At 62.9% G+C, this 18450-nt stretch carries 19 protein-coding genes; 10 read left to right on the forward strand and 9 right to left on the reverse strand.

All coding sequences use genetic code 11. The features are described from left to right. Positions 1–2: 2 nt before the first annotated feature. A complete protein-coding gene (locus tag JMJ54_RS17095) occupies positions 3–695 on the forward strand; it encodes a hypothetical protein (protein WP_203539772.1) in 693 nt (230 codons plus the stop codon). Between the two features lie 12 nt (positions 696–707). On the opposite strand, the gene JMJ54_RS17100 is transcribed toward JMJ54_RS17095, so the two are convergent. The 7 genes from JMJ54_RS17100 to ilvB all read right to left on the reverse strand — a co-directional run bounded on the left by JMJ54_RS17100 (position 708) and on the right by ilvB (position 9342). Further along, positions 708–2108 carry a sigma-54 dependent transcriptional regulator gene (locus JMJ54_RS17100; protein WP_203539773.1) on the reverse strand — a complete coding sequence of 467 codons (1401 nt, stop codon included), beginning with the start codon at positions 2106–2108 and terminating at the stop codon, positions 708–710. Between the two features lie 43 nt (positions 2109–2151). Continuing rightward, on the reverse strand, positions 2152–3492 hold the full coding sequence (locus JMJ54_RS17105) for a transporter (RefSeq protein WP_203539774.1): 1341 nt from the start codon (positions 3490–3492) through the stop codon (positions 2152–2154). Positions 3493–3722: 230 nt separating this feature from the next. Further along, positions 3723–5120, reverse strand: a complete 1398-nt coding sequence (gene bcaP, locus JMJ54_RS17110; RefSeq protein ID WP_203539775.1) for a branched-chain amino acid transporter BcaP — start codon at positions 5118–5120, stop codon at positions 3723–3725. A gap of 217 nt (positions 5121–5337) precedes the next feature. After that, positions 5338–5904: a GNAT family N-acetyltransferase gene (locus JMJ54_RS17115; RefSeq protein WP_203539776.1), complete on the reverse strand. Its 567-nt coding sequence runs from the start codon at positions 5902–5904 to the stop codon at positions 5338–5340. Between the two features lie 69 nt (positions 5905–5973). After that, entirely contained in the window at positions 5974–6990 is a 1017-nt protein-coding gene (ilvC, locus tag JMJ54_RS17120) for a ketol-acid reductoisomerase (protein ID WP_189461796.1), read from the reverse strand. Between the two features lie 81 nt (positions 6991–7071). Beyond that, on the reverse strand, positions 7072–7563 hold the full coding sequence (gene ilvN / locus JMJ54_RS17125; protein WP_203539777.1) for an acetolactate synthase small subunit: 492 nt from the start codon (positions 7561–7563) through the stop codon (positions 7072–7074). Positions 7564–7575: 12 nt separating this feature from the next. Continuing rightward, on the reverse strand, positions 7576–9342 hold the full coding sequence (ilvB, locus tag JMJ54_RS17130) for a biosynthetic-type acetolactate synthase large subunit (protein WP_203539778.1): 1767 nt from the start codon (positions 9340–9342) through the stop codon (positions 7576–7578). 423 nt (positions 9343–9765) lie between these two features. Here ilvB and JMJ54_RS17135 point away from each other — a divergent pair, with 423 nt between their 5' ends. The 9 genes from JMJ54_RS17135 to JMJ54_RS17175 all read left to right on the forward strand — a co-directional run bounded on the left by JMJ54_RS17135 (position 9766) and on the right by JMJ54_RS17175 (position 15330). Then, positions 9766–10335, forward strand: a complete 570-nt coding sequence (locus JMJ54_RS17135) for an RNA polymerase sigma factor (protein WP_203539832.1) — start codon at positions 9766–9768, stop codon at positions 10333–10335. Between the two features lie 12 nt (positions 10336–10347). After that, on the forward strand, positions 10348–10719 hold the full coding sequence (locus JMJ54_RS17140) for a DUF3619 family protein (RefSeq protein WP_203539779.1): 372 nt from the start codon (positions 10348–10350) through the stop codon (positions 10717–10719). Continuing rightward, a complete protein-coding gene (locus JMJ54_RS17145) occupies positions 10698–11084 on the forward strand; it encodes a DUF3106 domain-containing protein (protein WP_203539780.1) in 387 nt (128 codons plus the stop codon). The genes JMJ54_RS17140 and JMJ54_RS17145 overlap by 22 nt, the downstream gene beginning before the upstream one ends. Positions 11085–11086: 2 nt before the next feature. Further along, positions 11087–11644 (forward strand): RDD family protein, encoded by a 558-nt coding sequence (locus tag JMJ54_RS17150; protein WP_203539781.1) that lies wholly within the window; start codon positions 11087–11089, stop codon positions 11642–11644. A gap of 365 nt (positions 11645–12009) precedes the next feature. Beyond that, entirely contained in the window at positions 12010–12846 is an 837-nt protein-coding gene (locus JMJ54_RS17155) for a hypothetical protein (protein ID WP_203539782.1), read from the forward strand. Positions 12847–12952: 106 nt separating this feature from the next. Then, positions 12953–13270: a hypothetical protein gene (locus tag JMJ54_RS17160; RefSeq protein WP_203539783.1), complete on the forward strand. Its 318-nt coding sequence runs from the start codon at positions 12953–12955 to the stop codon at positions 13268–13270. Between the two features lie 88 nt (positions 13271–13358). After that, positions 13359–13745, forward strand: a complete 387-nt coding sequence (locus tag JMJ54_RS17165; RefSeq protein ID WP_203539784.1) for a hypothetical protein — start codon at positions 13359–13361, stop codon at positions 13743–13745. Positions 13746–13770: 25 nt separating this feature from the next. Beyond that, the gene (locus JMJ54_RS17170) at positions 13771–14472 is read left to right on the forward strand and encodes a C39 family peptidase (RefSeq protein WP_203539785.1); all 702 of its coding nucleotides are present in this window, start codon (positions 13771–13773) and stop codon (positions 14470–14472) included. Between the two features lie 201 nt (positions 14473–14673). Continuing rightward, complete coding sequence (locus JMJ54_RS17175; RefSeq protein ID WP_203539786.1) at positions 14674–15330, forward strand: hypothetical protein; 657 nt, start codon at positions 14674–14676, stop codon at positions 15328–15330. Positions 15331–15413: 83 nt separating this feature from the next. Here JMJ54_RS17175 and JMJ54_RS17180 read toward each other — a convergent pair whose 3' ends face one another. Continuing rightward, a complete protein-coding gene (locus JMJ54_RS17180; RefSeq protein ID WP_203539787.1) occupies positions 15414–16874 on the reverse strand; it encodes a hypothetical protein in 1461 nt (486 codons plus the stop codon). A 70-nt stretch (positions 16875–16944) separates the two neighbouring features. Further along, positions 16945–18282, reverse strand: a complete 1338-nt coding sequence (locus JMJ54_RS17185) for a sigma-54 dependent transcriptional regulator (protein ID WP_203539788.1) — start codon at positions 18280–18282, stop codon at positions 16945–16947. Positions 18283–18450: the final 168 nt, after the last annotated feature.

Consider the following 18450-nt stretch of genomic DNA (forward strand, 5'->3'; position numbering starts at 1 on the left):
TTATGGACAAGCGTTACTGGTTGGGCATCGTCGCCGCGTCGGCCATGGCCCCTCTGTTTGCAGCGCCACCGGCAGCCAGCCCGCTGGGGTTTTCGGCGCTGGATGACCAGGCTCTGGCCGAGCTGCGGGGGCGTTACATCAGCGCTGGCGAAGTCCTGCACTTCGGGGTGCAGCTCGCATCGGTCTGGACCCGGCCGGATGGCTCGCGCATTGGCGGTGCCGTGGCGCTGGATGTCGGTCCGGACCGGTCGCTCACGGTGAGCCGCTATCAGCTGAACGATGCGTCAAAGGGTGCCGTCAGTGGCGTTGCCAGCGTGGCGCAGCCGGTCGACGTCAAGGGTGTTGCGCAGGTCAATCAGGTTGCGGGCTCGGGCAACATCGCCAACAACCTTGCGCAGATCCATCTGACCGAAGGCGAGATCAAGGCGGCGCCCTCGGCGTCCGAAGGCTGGCAGATCGTGCCGACGCTGGTGCCGGAGATCGGCGATGCGCTCACGCTCTCGGTCAGTGGTGGCTTGGCCGGCGTCGCATCGCAATCGATTGGCGGTGGCAAGCTGTCGCAGGTATCGATGATCAAGGGAAACGGGATGACCGTGAACAATGCGATGCAGATCGTCATCGGGCTGAAGCCCGGGGCCATCGGCCGGGGCGCCGGCGACAACTGGATTCCGTCGTTGACCCAAGGGTTACGCTGAAGCGCGAGGGGGCTAAGGTCCGGCCCCCTCCCCGGTTTCGCCGCCTTCATGGGGCACATCAAGCGCGTCTCCCGCTTCGGCCGGCAGGGGGACGCCCAAGTGCCGCTGCATCAGCCGGTAAAACGTTGCCCGCGACACCCCCAGCTCCTGCGCTGCCTTGACGTTGCTGCCATTGTGAAGCGCCAGCGCCATACGCACGGCATCACGCTCAGCCTCCTTGCGTACCTTTTCCAGTGTCCTGCCCTCGAAGGGGGCGCTCGGGTTCAGCCCCATGTCCTGGGGCTTGATGTTCCTGGTGCTGGCCATCACCAGCCCCTGACAGATCCGGTTAGTCAATTCGCGTACGTTCCCCGGCCATGAATAGCTGACCATGGCGCGGCCTGCTTCGGTCGAGAGCCGCTTTCGCGGCACACCGAGCCGGCCTGCATGGAAGTCGAGCAGGTAGTGGGCAATCGGCAGGATGTCGCTATGCCGTTCGCGCAGCGGCGGCAAATGCAGGCGGCAGACGTTGAGACGGTAGAACAAGTCCTCGCGAAAACGCCCCAGCGCGATCGCTTTCGGCAAGTCGACATGTGTTGCCGAAATGACTCTGGCGTTGACCGCGATCGGCGTATTGCCGCCGACGCGATCGATGATGCCTTCCTGCAGGAAGCGCAGCAGATTGACCTGGGTGTCGAAGGTCATGTCGCCGATTTCATCGAGGAAAAGCGTACCCTTGTTGGCGGCCTCGATCCGGCCGATGCGTTTTTCCGAGGCACCGGTGAAGGCGCCACGTTCGTGCCCGAAAAGCTCGGACTGCACCAGATTCGCGGGCAGGCTGCCACAGTTGACTGCGATGAACGACGCATCGGCACGTGGCGATTGCTGGTGCAGTGCCCGGGCGATCAGTTCCTTGCCGGTGCCGGATTCGCCGCTGATCAGGACGTTGACGTCGGTTGGCGCGATCTTGCGGATATCCCGGCGGATGCGCTGGATGCTCGGGTGCTCACCGATGATTTCGCTCTGGACTTCGTCCTCGCTGGCCTGCTGACTGCGGTGCAGCGTCACCATGCCGTGGGCGCGGCCGAGCGTGACGATCAGTACGCCGGGATTCACCGGCAGGCTGTGATAGTCATAGCAGAACTCGTCGATGAATCGTGCCACGGCAGGGCTGCCGACCAGTCGTTGTTCGACCAGCAGAATCCACGCCAGGTCATGCTTGGCAAAATGCGGGGCAAGCTTGGTGAGCCTGGGCAGCAACTGTTCGTCGACATAAATCAGCCCGGCTGTCGCGTTCCCGACATGGCGTACCCCGGCCAGTCGCTGGACGTCCGGAATGTGCATCACCTGCCAGCCCGATGCGCTCAGCACCGAATGCCAGGGTTCCTTGACGCTTCCGCCGACCTGGAACAGGAATTTGTCTGCGATGCTCACGCTGTCTCTCCTTGGTGCGGCGTACCGCGGGCCGGGCTGGCGGCTAGAAGTTGTACGGCATCTTCACCGAGACGGCGTAGTTGGCCGCTTCCGGCGTCAGGCCGATGGCCAGGTTGGGAATGACGGACAGATTCTTGTTGATGGCGTAGGTCATGCCGACGTTGAAGTTGGCCACGTTGGCGTCGCTGCCGGTGACATCGTTCCACGGACCACCTTCGGAACGGACGCGACTCTTGTTGACCAGCTGCTGCGAGTAGGACAAACCGAGGCTGAGTTTTTCGTTGAGCGCAAACGCCGTGCCGGCACCGAACTGGATGCTGCTGCCCTGCTGCACTTCGCCAGGTTGCGTGGTATCGATGTTCGAGCTGATGTCGTCGTAGCTGTTCTTGAAGTAGTAGGTGTAACCGATGTTGGCGAAGATCACCGCCGGATCGACCGTCTTCACTACCGCGAGGCCCGCGGTAAGCCCCCAGGCGCCGTTGCCGGTCGGCAGTTCGGTCGGAATCATCAGGTTGCCGTTGCTGTTGGCGACTTCCTGGAGCTTGATGCCGTAGGGTGCCTTGCCCGTCGGCGTGCGCAGGTTCAGGCTGGCCGTCGTGTCCGGGATCTCCAGCGTTTCCTGGAAGACCTTGTAGGCGACCCCGACGCTGACGTCGCCGAGGCGGGGTGACCGCGATGTCGAGCCTTCCGACACCGACGTCCCCGCGCCACCGGCTCCGCCCGAAAAATAGTCGGCATTGCGCGCGACGATCGGCGCATTGATTTCGAATTGCCAGCGCGGCGTGGGCGAGTAGCGGCCGGTCAGATCCAGCGTATAGGTGTCCTGCTTGGTCCGGTCGAGGTTGATGTTGCCGAGGAAGATCGAATCCAGCGCCAGAAAGCCGCTGAGTTTCAGCTCGCGGGTATCGAAGTGGCTGTAGGTCAGCCCGGCTTCGAACGAGTAACGGCTGCTCGAGTTGAAGCCGCTGGCGGTCTGGTAAATGTCCTCGACGCTTTTCGGGGCGTCGCCGGACGTTTTGCTCTCCGGTGCTGGCGGGAGTGGTGGCAGCACCGGTCGCGGCGGGGGCACGGCGCCTGCTGCCGTATTCTGGCCCGTACTGGCAACGGCGGCCGGCGCGGTCGGATTGCGTGCGACCTGTGCGGCTGCCGGGGCCGCTGCTGCGGTCGCGAGGCCGAGCTTGCTGTTCAGCTCGCCGACCATCTTCTGCAATGACTGGATCTGGCTGTCCAGCGCGGCGAGCTTGGCGGCCTGTTGCTGGTTGGCTTGCTTGAGCTGTTCGATCTGGGTCTTGGGCTTCGGTTTGGCGGGCGGGGGAGCGGCGAAGGCGAGCTGGCACGAGAAAGCCATGGCCGTGAGCGGCACGGCGCAGATGCGTTGGTCCATATGCGTTCCTGAGCGAGGGTCGACAACGGGACACATTGCATCCGGCGGAAATTGACGATGTGCTTTGTCATTGCCAATGGCCGTGCCATGCTTTTGTTTGCATGAAAACTTCTTGTCCCTTTCGTATCTCTATAGCAGTACTTTCCCCATAGAAAAATAAAAGCCGCTTTCGCTGGACGTAAAAAAAGCCGCCGGGTGTTCTCGGGCGGCTTCGGCGTTGCATGAGGTGATCAGCGCGGGTGCAACAGCGAGCGCCGACGGGCGTAGGCGAAGTAGACGATGAAGCCGATGCTCAGCCAGATGCCGAACGCCATCCAGGTGATGGACTGCAGATTGAGCATCAGGAACACGCAGAAACCGACGGCCAGCAGTGGCACGAAGGGAACGCCGGGGCAGCGGAAGGCACGGTGCAGATCCGGCTTGGTCTTGCGCAGCACCAGCACGGCGATCGAAATCAGCGTGAACGCGGCCAGCGTGCCGATGTTGATCAGCTCGGCCAGAACGTTCAGCGGCACCAGTGCGGCAAACAGCGAGAAGACGATGCCGATGAGCCAGGTGGTGACGAACGGCGTCGAGAAGCGCGGGTGGACCTTCGACAGCACCGGCGGCAGCAGGCCGTCGCGGCTCATCGCGAAGATCACCCGGCTCTGGCCGTAAGCCATCACCAGAATCACCGTGGTCATGCCGAGGATGGCGCCGAGGTCGATGAAGCCGGCGACCCAGTTCTGCCCGGCGTACTGCAGCGCCAGCGAGACCGGATGGTCGACGCCGGCGAACTTCGGATACGGCACGATGCCGGTCATGATCGCCGAGACGATGACGTAGAGAATGGTGCAGACCGCCAGCGAGCCGATGATGCCGATCGGCAGGTCGCGCTTCGGGTTCTTCACTTCCTCGGCCGCCGAGGTGACCGCGTCGAAACCGATGAAGGCGAAGAACACCAGCGCCGCGGCGCTGAAGACGCCGGAGAAGCCGAACGGCATGAACGGCGCCCAGTTCGACGGTTTGACATAGCCGATGCCGACGACGATGAACAGCAGCACGATGCCGACCTTGATCGCTACCATCAGGTTGTTCAGCTTGGCAAAGCCCTGCACGCCGATCGACAGCAAGGCGGTGATCGCCAGCATGATGACGAAGGCCGGCAGGTTGAACAGCGTGGTTTCGCCGGGAACGGCGCCCGGAGCGGCGGTCAGCAGCGTCGGCAGATGAATGCCGAAGCCGCCGATCAGCGACTGGAAGTAACCGGACCAGCCGACCGAGACCGCCGACGCGGCCAGGCCGTATTCGAGCATCAGGTCCCAGCCGATCATCCAGGCGACGATTTCGCCGAGCGTGGCGTAGGAATAGGTGTAGACCGAGCCGGAAACCGGGATCGCCGAGGCGAATTCGGCATAGCACAGCGCGGCAAAGCCGCAGGCCATGGCCGCGACGACGAAGGACAGTGTCAGTGCCGGGCCGGCGGTCAGTGCGCCGGTACCGGTCAGCACGAAAATGCCGGTGCCGATGATGGCGCCGATGCCCATGAGGACAAGGTCGACGGGGCCGAGCACGCGCTTGAGGCCGCCGGCGTTGCCGGCGGTGGATGCGATCAGCGCATCGATGTTTTTGGTGCGGAAAAGACTCATGACGGGGCAACTTCTGCAAGGGCGACGGCCGCGGGCCGTGGCCCGGTGGACGGGATCACTTGGCAGAAACCCGATAGGGTCAGCTGGACCGCTGGGCGATGCTCCGCCGGGTAGGTGGGCGCAGCGGGGCGGTCCGGGGAGGGATCGGCGGACTCTAGGCCCGTCCCGACAGTCCCGACATTGGTGATTTCCCGAGGGTGTTACGCCCGTTTCATGGTCAAACTGTTATGGTCGGCTTGTCGTCAGTTTGGCGAAGTCTTTGCCATGCCGTGCGCTCGATCCGGTAATGGACGACGGCTTCATGATGCCGACCGCGAACGACAGCTTGCGATTCGCCGGCATCTTGCATGCCCAGCTTTTGCATGACCCGGCCGGACGCGGGATTGCGCGCCAGATGGCGACCGACGAGCAGGTTGACCGGCAGACTGGCAAAGGTGAAATCGCACAGGGCCGCTGCGGCCTCGGTCGCATAGCCCCGGCCCCAGAACGGCAGGCCCAGCCAGTAGCCGAGCTCGGGGACGCTGTCGAGGCTCTGTAAGCCGATGGCGCCGAGCAGTAGCCCGTCGTCGCGGCGGCGGATGGCCAGCGACAACGATAATCCCGCAGCCCAGAACGCCGGATGCTGGGCGATCCATGCCGCGGCAACGCCATCCGGATAGGGATGCGGGATCGAAGCGGTGGTATCGGCGACCTCGAACACGCCGGCGAGCGCCTGTACCCGGGATGCATCCTCCGGATTGAACACGCCGAGCGACAGGCGCGGGGTGTCTAGCTGCGGATACATGCGGGGCCTCCGGACAAAAAAAAACGGCCAGCGAAGGCTGGCCGTTTCGGATGATGCGTCGAATCCGGATCAGTTCTTCGACTGGTCGACGATCTTGTTGGCCTGGATCCACGGCATCATCGCGCGCAGCTTGGCGCCGACGACTTCGATGCCGTGTGCCGCGTTGTTGCGACGGGCTGCGGTCATCGATGCGTAGTTGGTCTGGCCTTCCAGAATGAACTGCTTGGCGTATTCGCCGGTCTGGATGTTCTTCAGCGCCTGGCGCATGGCCTTGCGCGATTCCTCGTTGATCACCTTCGGGCCGGTCACGTATTCACCGTATTCGGCATTGTTGGAGATCGAGTAGTTCATGTTGGCGATGCCGCCTTCGAACATCAGGTCGACGATCAGCTTCAGCTCGTGCAGGCATTCGAAGTAGGCCATTTCCGGCTCGTAGCCCGCTTCGACCAGGGTTTCGTAACCCATCTTCACCAGCTCGACGGCGCCACCGCACAGCACGGCCTGTTCGCCGAACAGGTCGGTTTCGGTTTCGTCCTTGAAGGTGGTTTCGATGATGCCGGTACGGCCACCGCCGACGCCCGAAGCGTACGACAGTGCGGTCTGCTTGGCCTTGCCCGACGCGTCCTGGAAGATCGCGATCAGGTCAGGCACGCCGCCGCCACGGACGAACTCGGAACGCACGGTGTGGCCCGGGGCCTTCGGTGCAACCATGATCACGTCCAGATCCTTGCGCGGCACGACCTGGTTGTAATGGATCGCGAAGCCGTGTGCGAACGCCAGCGTGGCGCCCTGCTTGATGTTCGGCTCGATTTCGTTCTTGTACAGCTGCGACTGGAATTCGTCCGGGGTCAGGATCATGACCACGTCGGCGCCGGCAACGGCGGTCTTCACGTCGGTGACCTTCAGGCCGTGGGCTTCGGCTTTCTTCACGGTCGCCGAACCGGCGCGCAGGCCGACGGTGACGTCGACGCCCGAATCCTTCAGGTTGCAGGCGTGGGCGTGGCCTTGCGAGCCGTAGCCGATGATCGCGACTTTCTTGCCGCGGATGATCGAGATGTCACAATCTTTGTCGTAGAAAACGTTCAGTGCCATGGAATTCACTCCTGTGAGATTGGGGGCAAGGCGCCGGGCGGATCCGTCCGGCCCGCACGCCTCGCGCAAATGGTTTCAGACGCGCAGGATGCGCTCGCCGCGGCCGATGCCCGAGGCACCGGTACGGACGGTTTCAAGGATCACTGCCGGGTCGATCGCTTTGATGAAGGCGTCGAGCTTGTCGCCGGCACCGGTCAGTTCGATCGTGTAGCTCTTTTCGGTCACGTCGATGATGCGGCCGCGGAAGATTTCCGCCATCCGCTTCATCTCGTCGCGGTCCTTGCCGGTGGCGCGCACCTTGATCAGCATCAGTTCGCGCTCGATGTGCTCGGCCTCGTTCAGGTCGATCACCTTGACCACTTCGATCAGCTTGTTGAGCTGCTTGGTGATCTGCTCGATCACGTCGTCCGAACCGTGGGTGACGATCGTCATGCGTGAGAGCGTCGCATCTTCGGTGGTTTGCACCGTCAGCGAGTCGATGTTGTAGCCGCGTGCCGAAAACAGCCCGGTGACGCGCGACAGCGCGCCGGCTTCGTTCTCGATCAGGACGGAAAGAATGTGTCGCATGTTCGTTCCTCCTTAAGCGAGATTGCCGTAATCACGGTTGTTGTCGAACGGCACCTGCTGCATGCCGCGCATGTGGGCCGGCAGGTCCATCTGGTTCAGGCCCTTGCCGTTCTGGATCATCGGGAACACGTTCTCGGTCTGGTCGGTACGGAAGTCGATGAACACCAGTCGTTCCTTCAGCGACGGGCCGAAGGCTTCCTTCAGCACCGGCTCGACGTCGGCCGGGTTCTCGACCTTGAAGCCGACGTGACCGTAGGCCTCGGCGATCTTCACGAAGTCGGGCAGGGCGTCCATGTACGACTCGGAGTAGCGCGTGCCGTAGAAGAACTCCTGCCACTGCCGGACCATGCCGAGGTAGCGGTTGTTCAGGCTCAGCACCTTCACCGGGGTGTGGTACTGCTTGCAGGTCGACAGTTCCTGGATGTTCATCTGGATCGAGCCTTCACCGGTCACGCAGGCCACCTGCGCATCCGGGTTGGCGAGCTGCGCGCCCATCGCGGCCGGCAGGCCGAAGCCCATGGTGCCGAGGCCGCCCGAGTTGATCCACTGCTTGGGACGACGGAACTTGTAGTACTGCGCCGCCCACATCTGGTGCTGGCCGACGTCGGACGTGACGATGGCTTCGCCATTGGTCACTTTCCACAGCGTTTCGATCACGTGCTGCGGTTTGATGACCTCGGTCGACGGCGTGTACAGCAGGCAGTTCGGTTTGCGCCATTCGTCGATCTGCTGCCACCACTGGCCGAGCGCGTCGGGGTTCGGCTTGAGGCCGGTTTCCTTCAGCACCGCGATTAGGTCGGTCAGCACGTGCTTGACGTCGCCGACGATGGGCACGTCGACCTTGACGCGCTTGGCAATCGAACTCGGATCGACGTCGATGTGGACGATCTTCTTCGGGTTCGACAGGAACTGGCTCGGCACCGAGATGACGCGGTCGTCGAAGCGCGCGCCGATCGCGATCAGCACGTCGCAGTACTGCATCGCCAGGTTGGCTTCGTAGGTGCCGTGCATGCCGAGCATGCCGACGAAGTTCGGGTCGGTACCGTCAAGGGCACCGAGGCCCATCAGGGTATTGGTACACGGCACATTCAGGTGCTTGACGAGCTCGGTGACGAGGTCACCGGCGCCGCCCTGAACCGCACCACCGCCGACGTAGATGAACGGGCGCTTGGCCTCGCTCAGGAGCTGCGCGGCTTTCTTGATCTGGCCCGGATGGCCCTTGGTCGGCGGGTTGTAGCTGCGGATCGATACCGATTTCGGGTATTCGAACACGCACTTGGTCATCGTCACATCCTTGGGGATGTCGATGACCACCGGACCGGGGCGGCCGGTGGCGGCAATGTAGAACGCCTTCTTGAAGGTGGCGGCGAGGTCGCGCACGTCCTTCACGAGGAAGTTGTGTTTCACGATCGGACGCGAGCAGCCAACCATGTCGACTTCCTGGAACGCGTCCGAACCGATCACCGGCGTGCCGACCTGGCCCGACAGGACGACCATCGGGATCGAGTCCATGTAGGCGGTGGCGATGCCGGTAATGGCATTGGTGGCACCGGGGCCGGAGGTGACGAGCGCCACACCGACCTTGTTGCTCGAACGCGAGTAGGCGTCGGCGGCGTGCACCGCGGCCTGCTCGTGCCGGACGAGCACGTGCTTGAACTGGTCTTGCTTGAAGATTGCGTCGTAGATTTCCAGAACCGCGCCGCCTGGGTAGCCGAAGACGAATTCAACGCCTTCTTCCTGCAGACAGCGGGTGACGATCTCAGCGCCTGAGATTTCCATGGGATCACCCTCACAACGAAGTGAAATGTTTTAGATAGCTCCTGCCATCCAGGGTTGAACTTGCTGACACGCTTAGTCTTCGGGTCCGTTGAATCGTCCGCGGGCGTGCGGGCGGTTCGGAACGATGCGTGGTAATGCATCATTCGAGATCCTCGACGATCGGCCATGCCGCAAATCCGAGTTCTTTTACCGGGCGGGCCGCCTTGGATCGGGCTTGTGGCCCGAGTTGGGGACGACTGCGGTGTGTTGCGCGGGCGGTGCCATTCGGTGTGTCGATTGCCACTTCGGCGACCGACACTGATCTGGATTGGGTGAGCTGATGAAGTTAGCCGAACAGGGCTGGCTTGGCAAGTTTTTCTGGCCTCGTCAACGGTGCTTTGCTAGCATCCCCGCACGTTTTCAAACCCGGCCAAGGAGAGGGCTCTGGCGACGCAAGCTGAACTCGCCACCTTCCTGGCCGAGGTCGAAAAACGCGCGTTCAGGCAGGCGATGTTCGCCACCCAGAACGAGGACGTTGCGCTCGACCTGGTGCAGGACGCGATGCTGCGACTGGCCGAACGCTATGCCGGCAAGCCGGCGGCCGAACTGCCGCTGCTGTTCCAGCGCATCCTGCAGAACGCGATCCGCGACCATTACCGGCGCCAGAAGACCCGCAGCTGGTGGACGGTGCTGCTGTCGAGCTTCCAGTCCGACGACGCGGATGCCGATGCGAACGATCCGCTCGACTGGCTGCCGAACCAGCCGACCTCGCCAAGCCCGGAAACGATCCACGATCAGGCGCGGGTGATGGCGCTGATCGAGGAAGGGATCGCCAAGCTGCCGCCGCGTCAACGCGAAGCGTTTCTGCTGCGTTACTGGGAGGAGTTCGACGTTGCCGAGACCGCCGCCGTGATGGGGTGTTCGGACGGCAGCGTCAAGACGCATTGCTCGCGCGCCACGCATGCGCTCGCCGCCTGGCTGGGCCAGCACGGCGTGCAGTGGCAGGCCGATTGAAAGGAGGCCCAGATGACTTCAGAGATTCCTTCCGCAAGCCGGGGCAAGGTGCAATCGCCGCTGCGCCAGCTTGCGGACGCGCCGGTATCGCCGCACGTGGCAAAACGCTTGGCCGACGCACGGCGTCACGCGGTTGCACATGCCCGGCACGGCTCGGTGCGCGGTCGTTTGACCGAAGCGGGGGTGTGGCTGCTGGAGCGTGCGCATGCGCGCAGCTGGACTGCGGCGGCGTTGATCGGTCTGGTGCTGATGGTCGGTACCGGCTGGTACTGGCACCAGCGCGAGGCCGAGTACGCGTTCGACCAACAAATGCTGACCGACGAGATTCCGCTGGAGATGCTCGTCAACGGAAACTTCGATACATGGCACGCCGAATCGCGCTAAGCCTGCTGCTGCTCTTCATTGCACTCCCTGCCTGGGCTGCGCCGAGCTGGCAAAACCTGCCAACCCAGTCGCAGGAACTGCTGGCGCCGTTTGCACAGGAATGGGCCAGCATGCCGGCGCACCGGCGCGACCGACTGGCCAAGCTGGCCGAGCAGTACCCGACGCTGACCCCTGCGCAGCAAGCCCGCTTGCGTGCCCGTCTGGGCGAATGGGCGACCCTGACGCCGGAGCAGCGCGCCAAAGCGCGTGACAATTATCGCAAATGGCAGAGCCTGACGCCGGCCCAGCGGGAAAAGCTGGTGCAGACGCGCCGCGCCGCAAGTGCCGTGGCCTCGGCGCCAACCCCTCATCGACGCGGACACTGAACTTGAACGACGTAGCTCCTTTGCAGACTGAAGTGCCGCCGCTGGCGGGCTGGTGGCGACGCTGTTTCGCCTGGTGGTACGAGTTGTTGTTGTTGATTCCGGTCATCCTGCTGGTGCAAGTGGTGTACCAGCTGGCGTTTCAGCTCCTGACCGGTGCCGCGGTGACGGCCGTGTCGGCCAATGCCGGCTTGCGGGCGTTGAACTTCGCCGTGCTGGTTGCCGCCGTTTTCGGCTATTTCATGTTGTGCTGGCGCCGTGGTGGTCAGACGCTGGCAATGAAAACCTGGCGCTTGCGCCTGGACGGCGCCGGAGGCAGCCGTGCATCCTGGCCTGCGCTGATCGTGCGTTTCCTGGCGTCGGCACTGTGCTATCTACCTTGCGCACCGCTCTGGGTGCTGGCCTGGCATGACCGTGCCTGGCTGCCGTGGGCCTGGCTGAGCAGTGCATGGCTCACCGCGCCGTTTGTCTGGGCGTGGCTGGACCGGGAAGGTCTGCTGCTGCAGGACCGCATCGCCGGCACGCGTATCGTTTCCGTTTCCAAGCGCACCCGCAGCGCGTAACACGCCGACATCCCGTTTCGTACGGGGCCGGTCACCGCATTCTGCTGACGGTGACCGTTGTCCGCGAACGTCTCAACTATGAAACACCTTCCAGCGTGACGAGCCAAGGCACCGCAAAGCATTGCTGCGCCTTTGTTCCACCGGTTCCGCACGATTGCTGGCCCGGATGAATGTTTCAGATTTGAAACATGTCCTCGACGTGCTGCCCAAGTGCCTCGTCTGCGGTTTTCTGTAAAATATCCTTGTTTTTCAATGTATTGTGTTGTTTTTGTCGTGCTGGCACGGCTGTTGCAATGTCAAGACTGTGCCCGAAGGATCGGGCGCACTCTTCCCGTAAGGGATCACGTGTCTGAGGAGATAATGTGATGAAAAAGCTTGCAATCATCGCTGGACTGACAATGGCCTTTGGTGCTGCTGGTGCATGGGCTTTCGTGGATGACAATTCGAACAATACGGCGCAAGTGCCGGTGTTCGGTAGCGCAGCTGCAGATGATGGCAGTCTGGCCATTTCGAACGACTCGCACGACAAGACCAAGACCACCACGGTGACCAAGACCAACAGTGACAACGACACCAAGACCACAACCAAGACCTACACGAAGACCACCAACAAGACCGATATCGACGTGAAGACCAAAGTCGATAGCCACGACGAGTCCAACAGCTCGGCCAAGAACGGTAGCGTTTCGGCCAACAATGGTGCGACGGCTGCTTCGTGGAAGGACGTCGGCAATACGTCGAACAAGACGATCGACTCGTTCAATACCTCGTACAAGGCGATCGACTCGTTCAACACCACGACGGTGAACACCACCATCACCACCAACAAGAACAAGATCGACGCCGATCAGTATGGCGCTGCGCTTGCCTTCCCGGTGATGGGGTCGTCCAACAAGAGCGGTGGCGGCGATGCAGGTAGCGGCGCTGGCGGCGGTAGCGGCGGTGCTGGTGTCGGCCTTGGTCTCGGCGCGCTGCTGGGTCTGGGTCTTGGCAACGGTGAAGGCGGTAACGGTGGTGGTGCTGGCAGCAATGCATCCGGTGGTGCCGGTGCTGGCTTGTCGGTCGTGTCGCTGACCTCGGGTGCAGCCAACCTGCAGGGCGTTTCGGTGAACGGTGTTGGCGCGCTGCAAAACAACGCCGGTCTCGGTTCGCTGCAACAGCAACAAAACAACGTGCAAATCAACGCCAGCATCCTGCCGTAACGGCAATGGCTTGAGTTGACATGCGTACGGCCGGGGCCGTTGGCCCCGGCCGGTTGACCTCAAAGGCAATCGCCGCAGCGCGACTGTCGACCGGCAGGAGGATTCAATGCGCAGCTTTGCACTCTGCTTGGCACTGGTGTCTGCCATGGCAATGGCCGAAACGCCGGTGGCCAAAGTGGAAAACAACCGGATCGATATCGATACGAATTCGATCAACGTCAATCAGCTGGGTACGGTCAGTGCGTCCAATAGCGCACTTGGGCCGCAACTGGCGGTTCCTCTCATGACCTCGGGCAACACCGACATCAGCGGCATCAATATCAATGGTCTGGGCGTGGTGTCGGCCAATACCGGCAACAACGCGCTGATTCAGCAACAGATCAGTGTCGGGGCCAATCTCCAGATTCAGTTGCAGGCGCGCTAGTGGCGCTGCGACCGGATGAATGGGTAGCGGTTGTAAGCGGGATAACGGGATCGACCACTCCGGGTGGTAGTCCTCGCAGCATGGGGGTGTGATGAAGGCAACGACAACTATCGCGGTACTGTGGGTGCTGGTCGCTGCAAGCGGCGCCTGGGCCGCTGTGCCAGAAGACGGTCTTCAAGCGGGCACGCAGGACAGACTGGTGTTGCCGGCGACCTTCGCGGTCGTTGACGATCTGGCCGCGCAACAAGGGACCGCCGGCACTGCCGGGGTGCAGCTGAAAGACACGATGACGTCCGCCAATATCGCGGCACAGACCGGCAGCGTGGTCAGCGCACTGGAAAACGTCGCATCGGGGGCCAATACCTTGGGTGCGGGTGCACTGGCGGGCATGAACGGGATCGGCACGGTGATTCAGAACACGGGCAATTCGGTGATGATCCAGAACTCGACCATCCTGAACGTTGCCGTGCAATAGCGACGGTGTAGAGACGGAGGCACTCATGCGGCGGATGACGAAGCTGGGCGTGATTGGACTGGTGTTGGCGAGCACCGGGCAAGCGGTTCGGGCTGCACCGATGGAGGTGGTGGCCGGGCCCTTCGACAGCTTCCGGGTCAATGTGACGACGTTCAAGGAAAAGGCGTTTCTCAATACGGTGCGGCAGAAGTACGACTTCAGCTGTGGTTCGGCGGCGCTGGCGACGCTCCTGCATCACCACTACGGGTTTCCCACGGACGAGACCCAGGTGTTCAAAGGCATGTATTCGCACGGCAATCAGGAGATGATCCAGAAGTATGGTTTCTCGATGGCGGACATGAAGGCTTATCTGGAAAGCCAGGGGTTCGAGGCAAACGGCTTCAAAATGTCTCTGGACAATCTCGCCGCCGTCGGTGTCCCCGCGATCGTGGTGCTGGACTTGGGCGGCTACAAGCACTTCGTGGTGATCAAGGGCATCACCGACGAATGGGTGCTCGTCGGTGATCCGGCCGTGGGCGTGAGGTCGTACTCCCGCCCGGCATTTGAAAAAATGTGGGGGCAGATCGCGTTTCTGATCCTCAACAACAAGAGCGTTGGACAGAGCGGGTTCAACACTGTGGCCGATTGGGGCGCCGTGACCAAAGGGCCGGCGTCGACCGGCCTCTTTGCCCCCAATCTGGCGAACTTCAGTCTGAATTTGCCAAGGCCCAACGACTTCCGTTTCTAGCGCGCGAAGTCGGGTGGAAACCGCGGCACAGCACATCGCAATGGGGCTCTCCATATGAGACATGTTCCAACCCGAATCCGCGCCGCGATCCTTTGCGTGCTGACTGTCGCAGCGCAATGCGGCTGGGCGGACGGATTCGCGCCAGTAACCGAGCAAATGATGACTGCGGTACCGCTTGCCGCCCCGCCGAATGTTGCGCCGGTGCAGCTGGCCGAGGTCGATGCTGCCTCGCCGGCTGTGGTCAACCGGGCGGCGCCGGAGCTGGTGGTGGATACGCAAGTACTGCAATTGGCGAGCCATACCGATACGCCGGCCGCACCCGCGATCGCGCCCAATGCCGATCGCATCGTCCTGGCCGATGCGGCTCGGATCGATCCAGCTCAGTTGACCGAAATCCGGGCAGGGGCCGACGTCGGCGGTGGTCTGTCGGTGGCTTTCGCCATCGAGCGCACCCTTTCCATCGACGGCCAAGTGCTTGCGGCAACGACGTTCAAATGGAGCAACATGCCTTCGGCGGATGGCATTTCCGCCTCGGTGACCACGGCGCTTGCAGGCGGGCTGCCGGCAGCATCGCCTGCGGGTGGTGTGGCGCAAGTGGTGGTTCCGTTGCCGACCGGTGCTGCGATCAGCGTGGGCGCCAACGCGGCGACGACACCCGGCGGAGCCGCACCGACAGCCGTAACGCTGATCAGCGTGCCCAACAACCTGATGCCGGTGCAGGTGATCCAGAACTCGGCGGATCACCGTTTGATCCAGTCGACGACGGTGGTGAGCGTATCGACCAGCTCGTTCAGCCAAGCCTTGGGCAACCGGGTGCTCGATTCGTTGAATTCCGGTCTGGTTCGTGGCATTCGTTGACGTTTCCGACCGGCGTAGCAGGTAAGACAACAGGGGCTGGCAGATTGCCAGCCCCTGTTTTTGGGCCGGTGCCCGAAGGCGATTTAGAACGTGATGGGCAGGCGGAAACTGAGCTGGACATCCGGCGAGTAGTCGGTGGTACCAACCCCCAAAGTCAGGTTGGCCGTGGTGCTGGCACTGATCCGGTAGGACCAGCCCAGTTGCAGGATGCCGACCTGGACATTGGTCGAACCGGTGGGAATCTCGCCATTGATCTTGGTCTTGGTAATGAAGCTGTGATCGTAGGCCAGGCTGAACGAGCTGCGTTCATTGATCCCGAACCCCATCCCGAAGGCGATTTCGTACACATCGCCGGGGTCGACTTCACCGATGTGTTCTTCCTTGATGGTGAACTGGTTGGGCAAGATGGCGCCGGTGCCGTCGGTTTCCGGTACGCGATAGGCGATGATCTTGTTGACGTCGCTCTTGATGTTCCACATGTAACTGAAGCTGCCGAAAAACACGGCCGGGTCCGACGGCACGATCGCCGACAGCGTGCCCTGCAAGCCCCAGAAGCCCGAGCCGGTCGGCAGCTCGGTCGGCAGGCCGGTCTTGATGTCGTACGGGACATCGAAGGTGCCTTTGCCGGTATCCGATTTGGCGCGTACCGCTGCGACATAGTAGGGGCTGCCTGCCGGCGGCTGGTTGAGCTGGTAGCGCATCGCCAGTTCAACGTCACTGATGCCGCTGCCTTTGGTGTTGAACACCGAAGGATCGATCGAGCCGCTGAGGAAAGGGCGATCCAGTGACTCGTCGGACGAATAAACGTAGGGAACACGCATTTCGATTTCCGCCCGGCTGGTCAGGCCGTATCGGCCGGTCAGCGCCGCAGTCCAGCTGGAGCGGTTTTCCTGGCGGATGTCGATCAGGCCGACCGTGACGGCCGGGATGACGGTGTAGCCGACAAGGGCAACGCGGCTGCCGGTCGTATACGAGTACTGGATCGACGGATCCAGCACAAAGGTCCCCTTGGGGGTCAGCACGCCGGGCGCCAGGATTTCGGCGGCCTCCTGCAGCGTCATGGTCGGTTGTTGCGACGGTTTGGTCACCGGTGGCTCGCTGGAGGCGGCGGACTGCGGGGCTGGCGGCGGTACGTCCGCTGCGGGTGCGGCTGTCGCTGGTGCTTCGGCGACCGTCTGTACCGGCGGCACGGGTTCAACCACCGGAGCCGGTTCGGGGACGATGGCTGCGGCCGTCGCGGGCTCGGTCGCCGGTGGCGTCGGATCGCCGGCAGGTGGCGCCTCGGTCGCTGTCTCGGCCTGGACCTGCTGCGGGACTGCGGCCTCGGCGACCTGCGGTGGTGGCGGTGCCTCCGTATCCACCGCCGGGACTGCGTCTACGACCGGCGCGCTGGGCAGCGCTTCGGCAGCCGCGGGGGCTTCGCTCAGGGAGGCCGTTGCATCCGGTGCTGCTGCCTCGGTGATTTCCGCGGCATAGCCGCTCCCGGCCAGCGTGAGGCCGACCGTCAGGCCGGCCAGCGCGATGGGTTTGAGTCGATGACGCATCGTGTTCTCCTCTCCAAAAGGATCGAAGCGGCTAGACCCAGCCCCCGCACCGGGAGCATTGCCGGCCGGCTTACTGTTTGAGTTCTAGTTTGTTGATCAAACGGTAAAGCGTTGAGCGCGATAGCCCGAGTTGTCGGGCGGTCTCGGTGATGTTCTGTTTGTTGATCTGCAAGGCGTGCTCGATCAGGTCCCGCTCGGCCTGATCGCGTGCCTGACCAAGCGATGCGCCGCAGGACGCTTCCAGAGCCGGCCCGTCGAGCAGCAGGTCTTCGGCGGTGATCAGCCGGCTTTCGCTCATGACCATGGCCCTGCGTACGCGATTGATCAGTTCACGGACGTTGCCGGGCCAGCCGTAGCGCGACATCGCCTGTTTGGCGCGCAGGCTGAAGCCCTGAACGTGCGCATTCTTCTCGCTCGAGAAGACTTCGAAGCACCAGTCGGCCAGCAGATCGACGTCGTCGAGCCGTTCGCGCAGCGGCGGCACGGTCACGCGCAATACATTGAGGCGATAGAACAGGTCTTCGCGGAAGCTGCGTGCCGCAACGGCCAGTTCGAGGTTGACGTGGGTTGCCGCAACGACACGGACGTCGACGCTGATCGGCGTGTGCCCGCCGACGCGTTCGATGCAGTGTTCCTGCAGAAAGCGCAGCAGCATGACTTGCGATTCGAACGGCAGGTCGCCGATCTCGTCGAGAAAGACGGTGCCGCCATTGGCCGATTCGATCAGGCCGATCTTGCGCTGGTTGGCGCCGGTGAACGCACCTTTCTCGTAGCCGAACAGCTCGGACTGGATCAGGTTGACCGGAATGGCTCCGCAATTGACGGCAATGTAGGGTTGCTGGGCGCGCCCTGAATGACGGTGGATGGCCCGGGCGACCAGCTCCTTGCCGGTGCCGCTTTCGCCCTGCACCAGTACCGGCGCATCGCTATTGCTGATTTTTTCCAGGTTGGCGTACAGCCGCTGCATCGGCAACGATTCACCGACCATGCCGAACTGTCCGGGGCGGGCGGTATCCCGGCAGCGTGCGCGCATTTGCGCGCGGCCCCAGGCGTGCCCCAGGGTCAGGGCGAGCCGGTCCGGGTCGGCGGGCAGCGTGTGGTAGTCGAAGCAGGTGTGGGCGATGAATCGGCCAACGTCGATGGCGGTCAGCACATCCGCAGCCGCAGCGACGACCCATTCGATCTGCGGATAGCTGGCGGTCAGGGTTTCGAGCTGCTCGAACGGGACCGGGGTATCGGACGCCAGATGGATGACGCCGACCTGAACATTGTGGTGATGAATCTGCTGGTGGGCGCTGGCCGGCGTGGTGGCAATGGTCCATTGCCAGCCCTGGATGACGTCGGGCAGCGGTGCCGGATGCGAGCGGTCCGGCTCGCTGCTGTAAAGCAGCAGGGCGCGCGAGTTCACCGTGATCTCCCTTGTCCTGGAGTCCGTACGCAGTTCGTAAGCCTGACGCCTCCTGCTTGGTGCGGGGCGTGTTGCAGAACCGGGACGGCGGCGTGGCGAGACGGCGTCAACCTCGGTCTGGACTGCGGTACGACTTCAGGTGCTTATTGCTGACTGGATGTCCCAAAG

Origin of the sequence: Jeongeupia naejangsanensis, assembly GCF_016865585.1 — a bacterium.
GTDB classification, from domain to species: domain Bacteria; phylum Pseudomonadota; class Gammaproteobacteria; order Burkholderiales; family Chitinibacteraceae; genus Jeongeupia; species Jeongeupia naejangsanensis.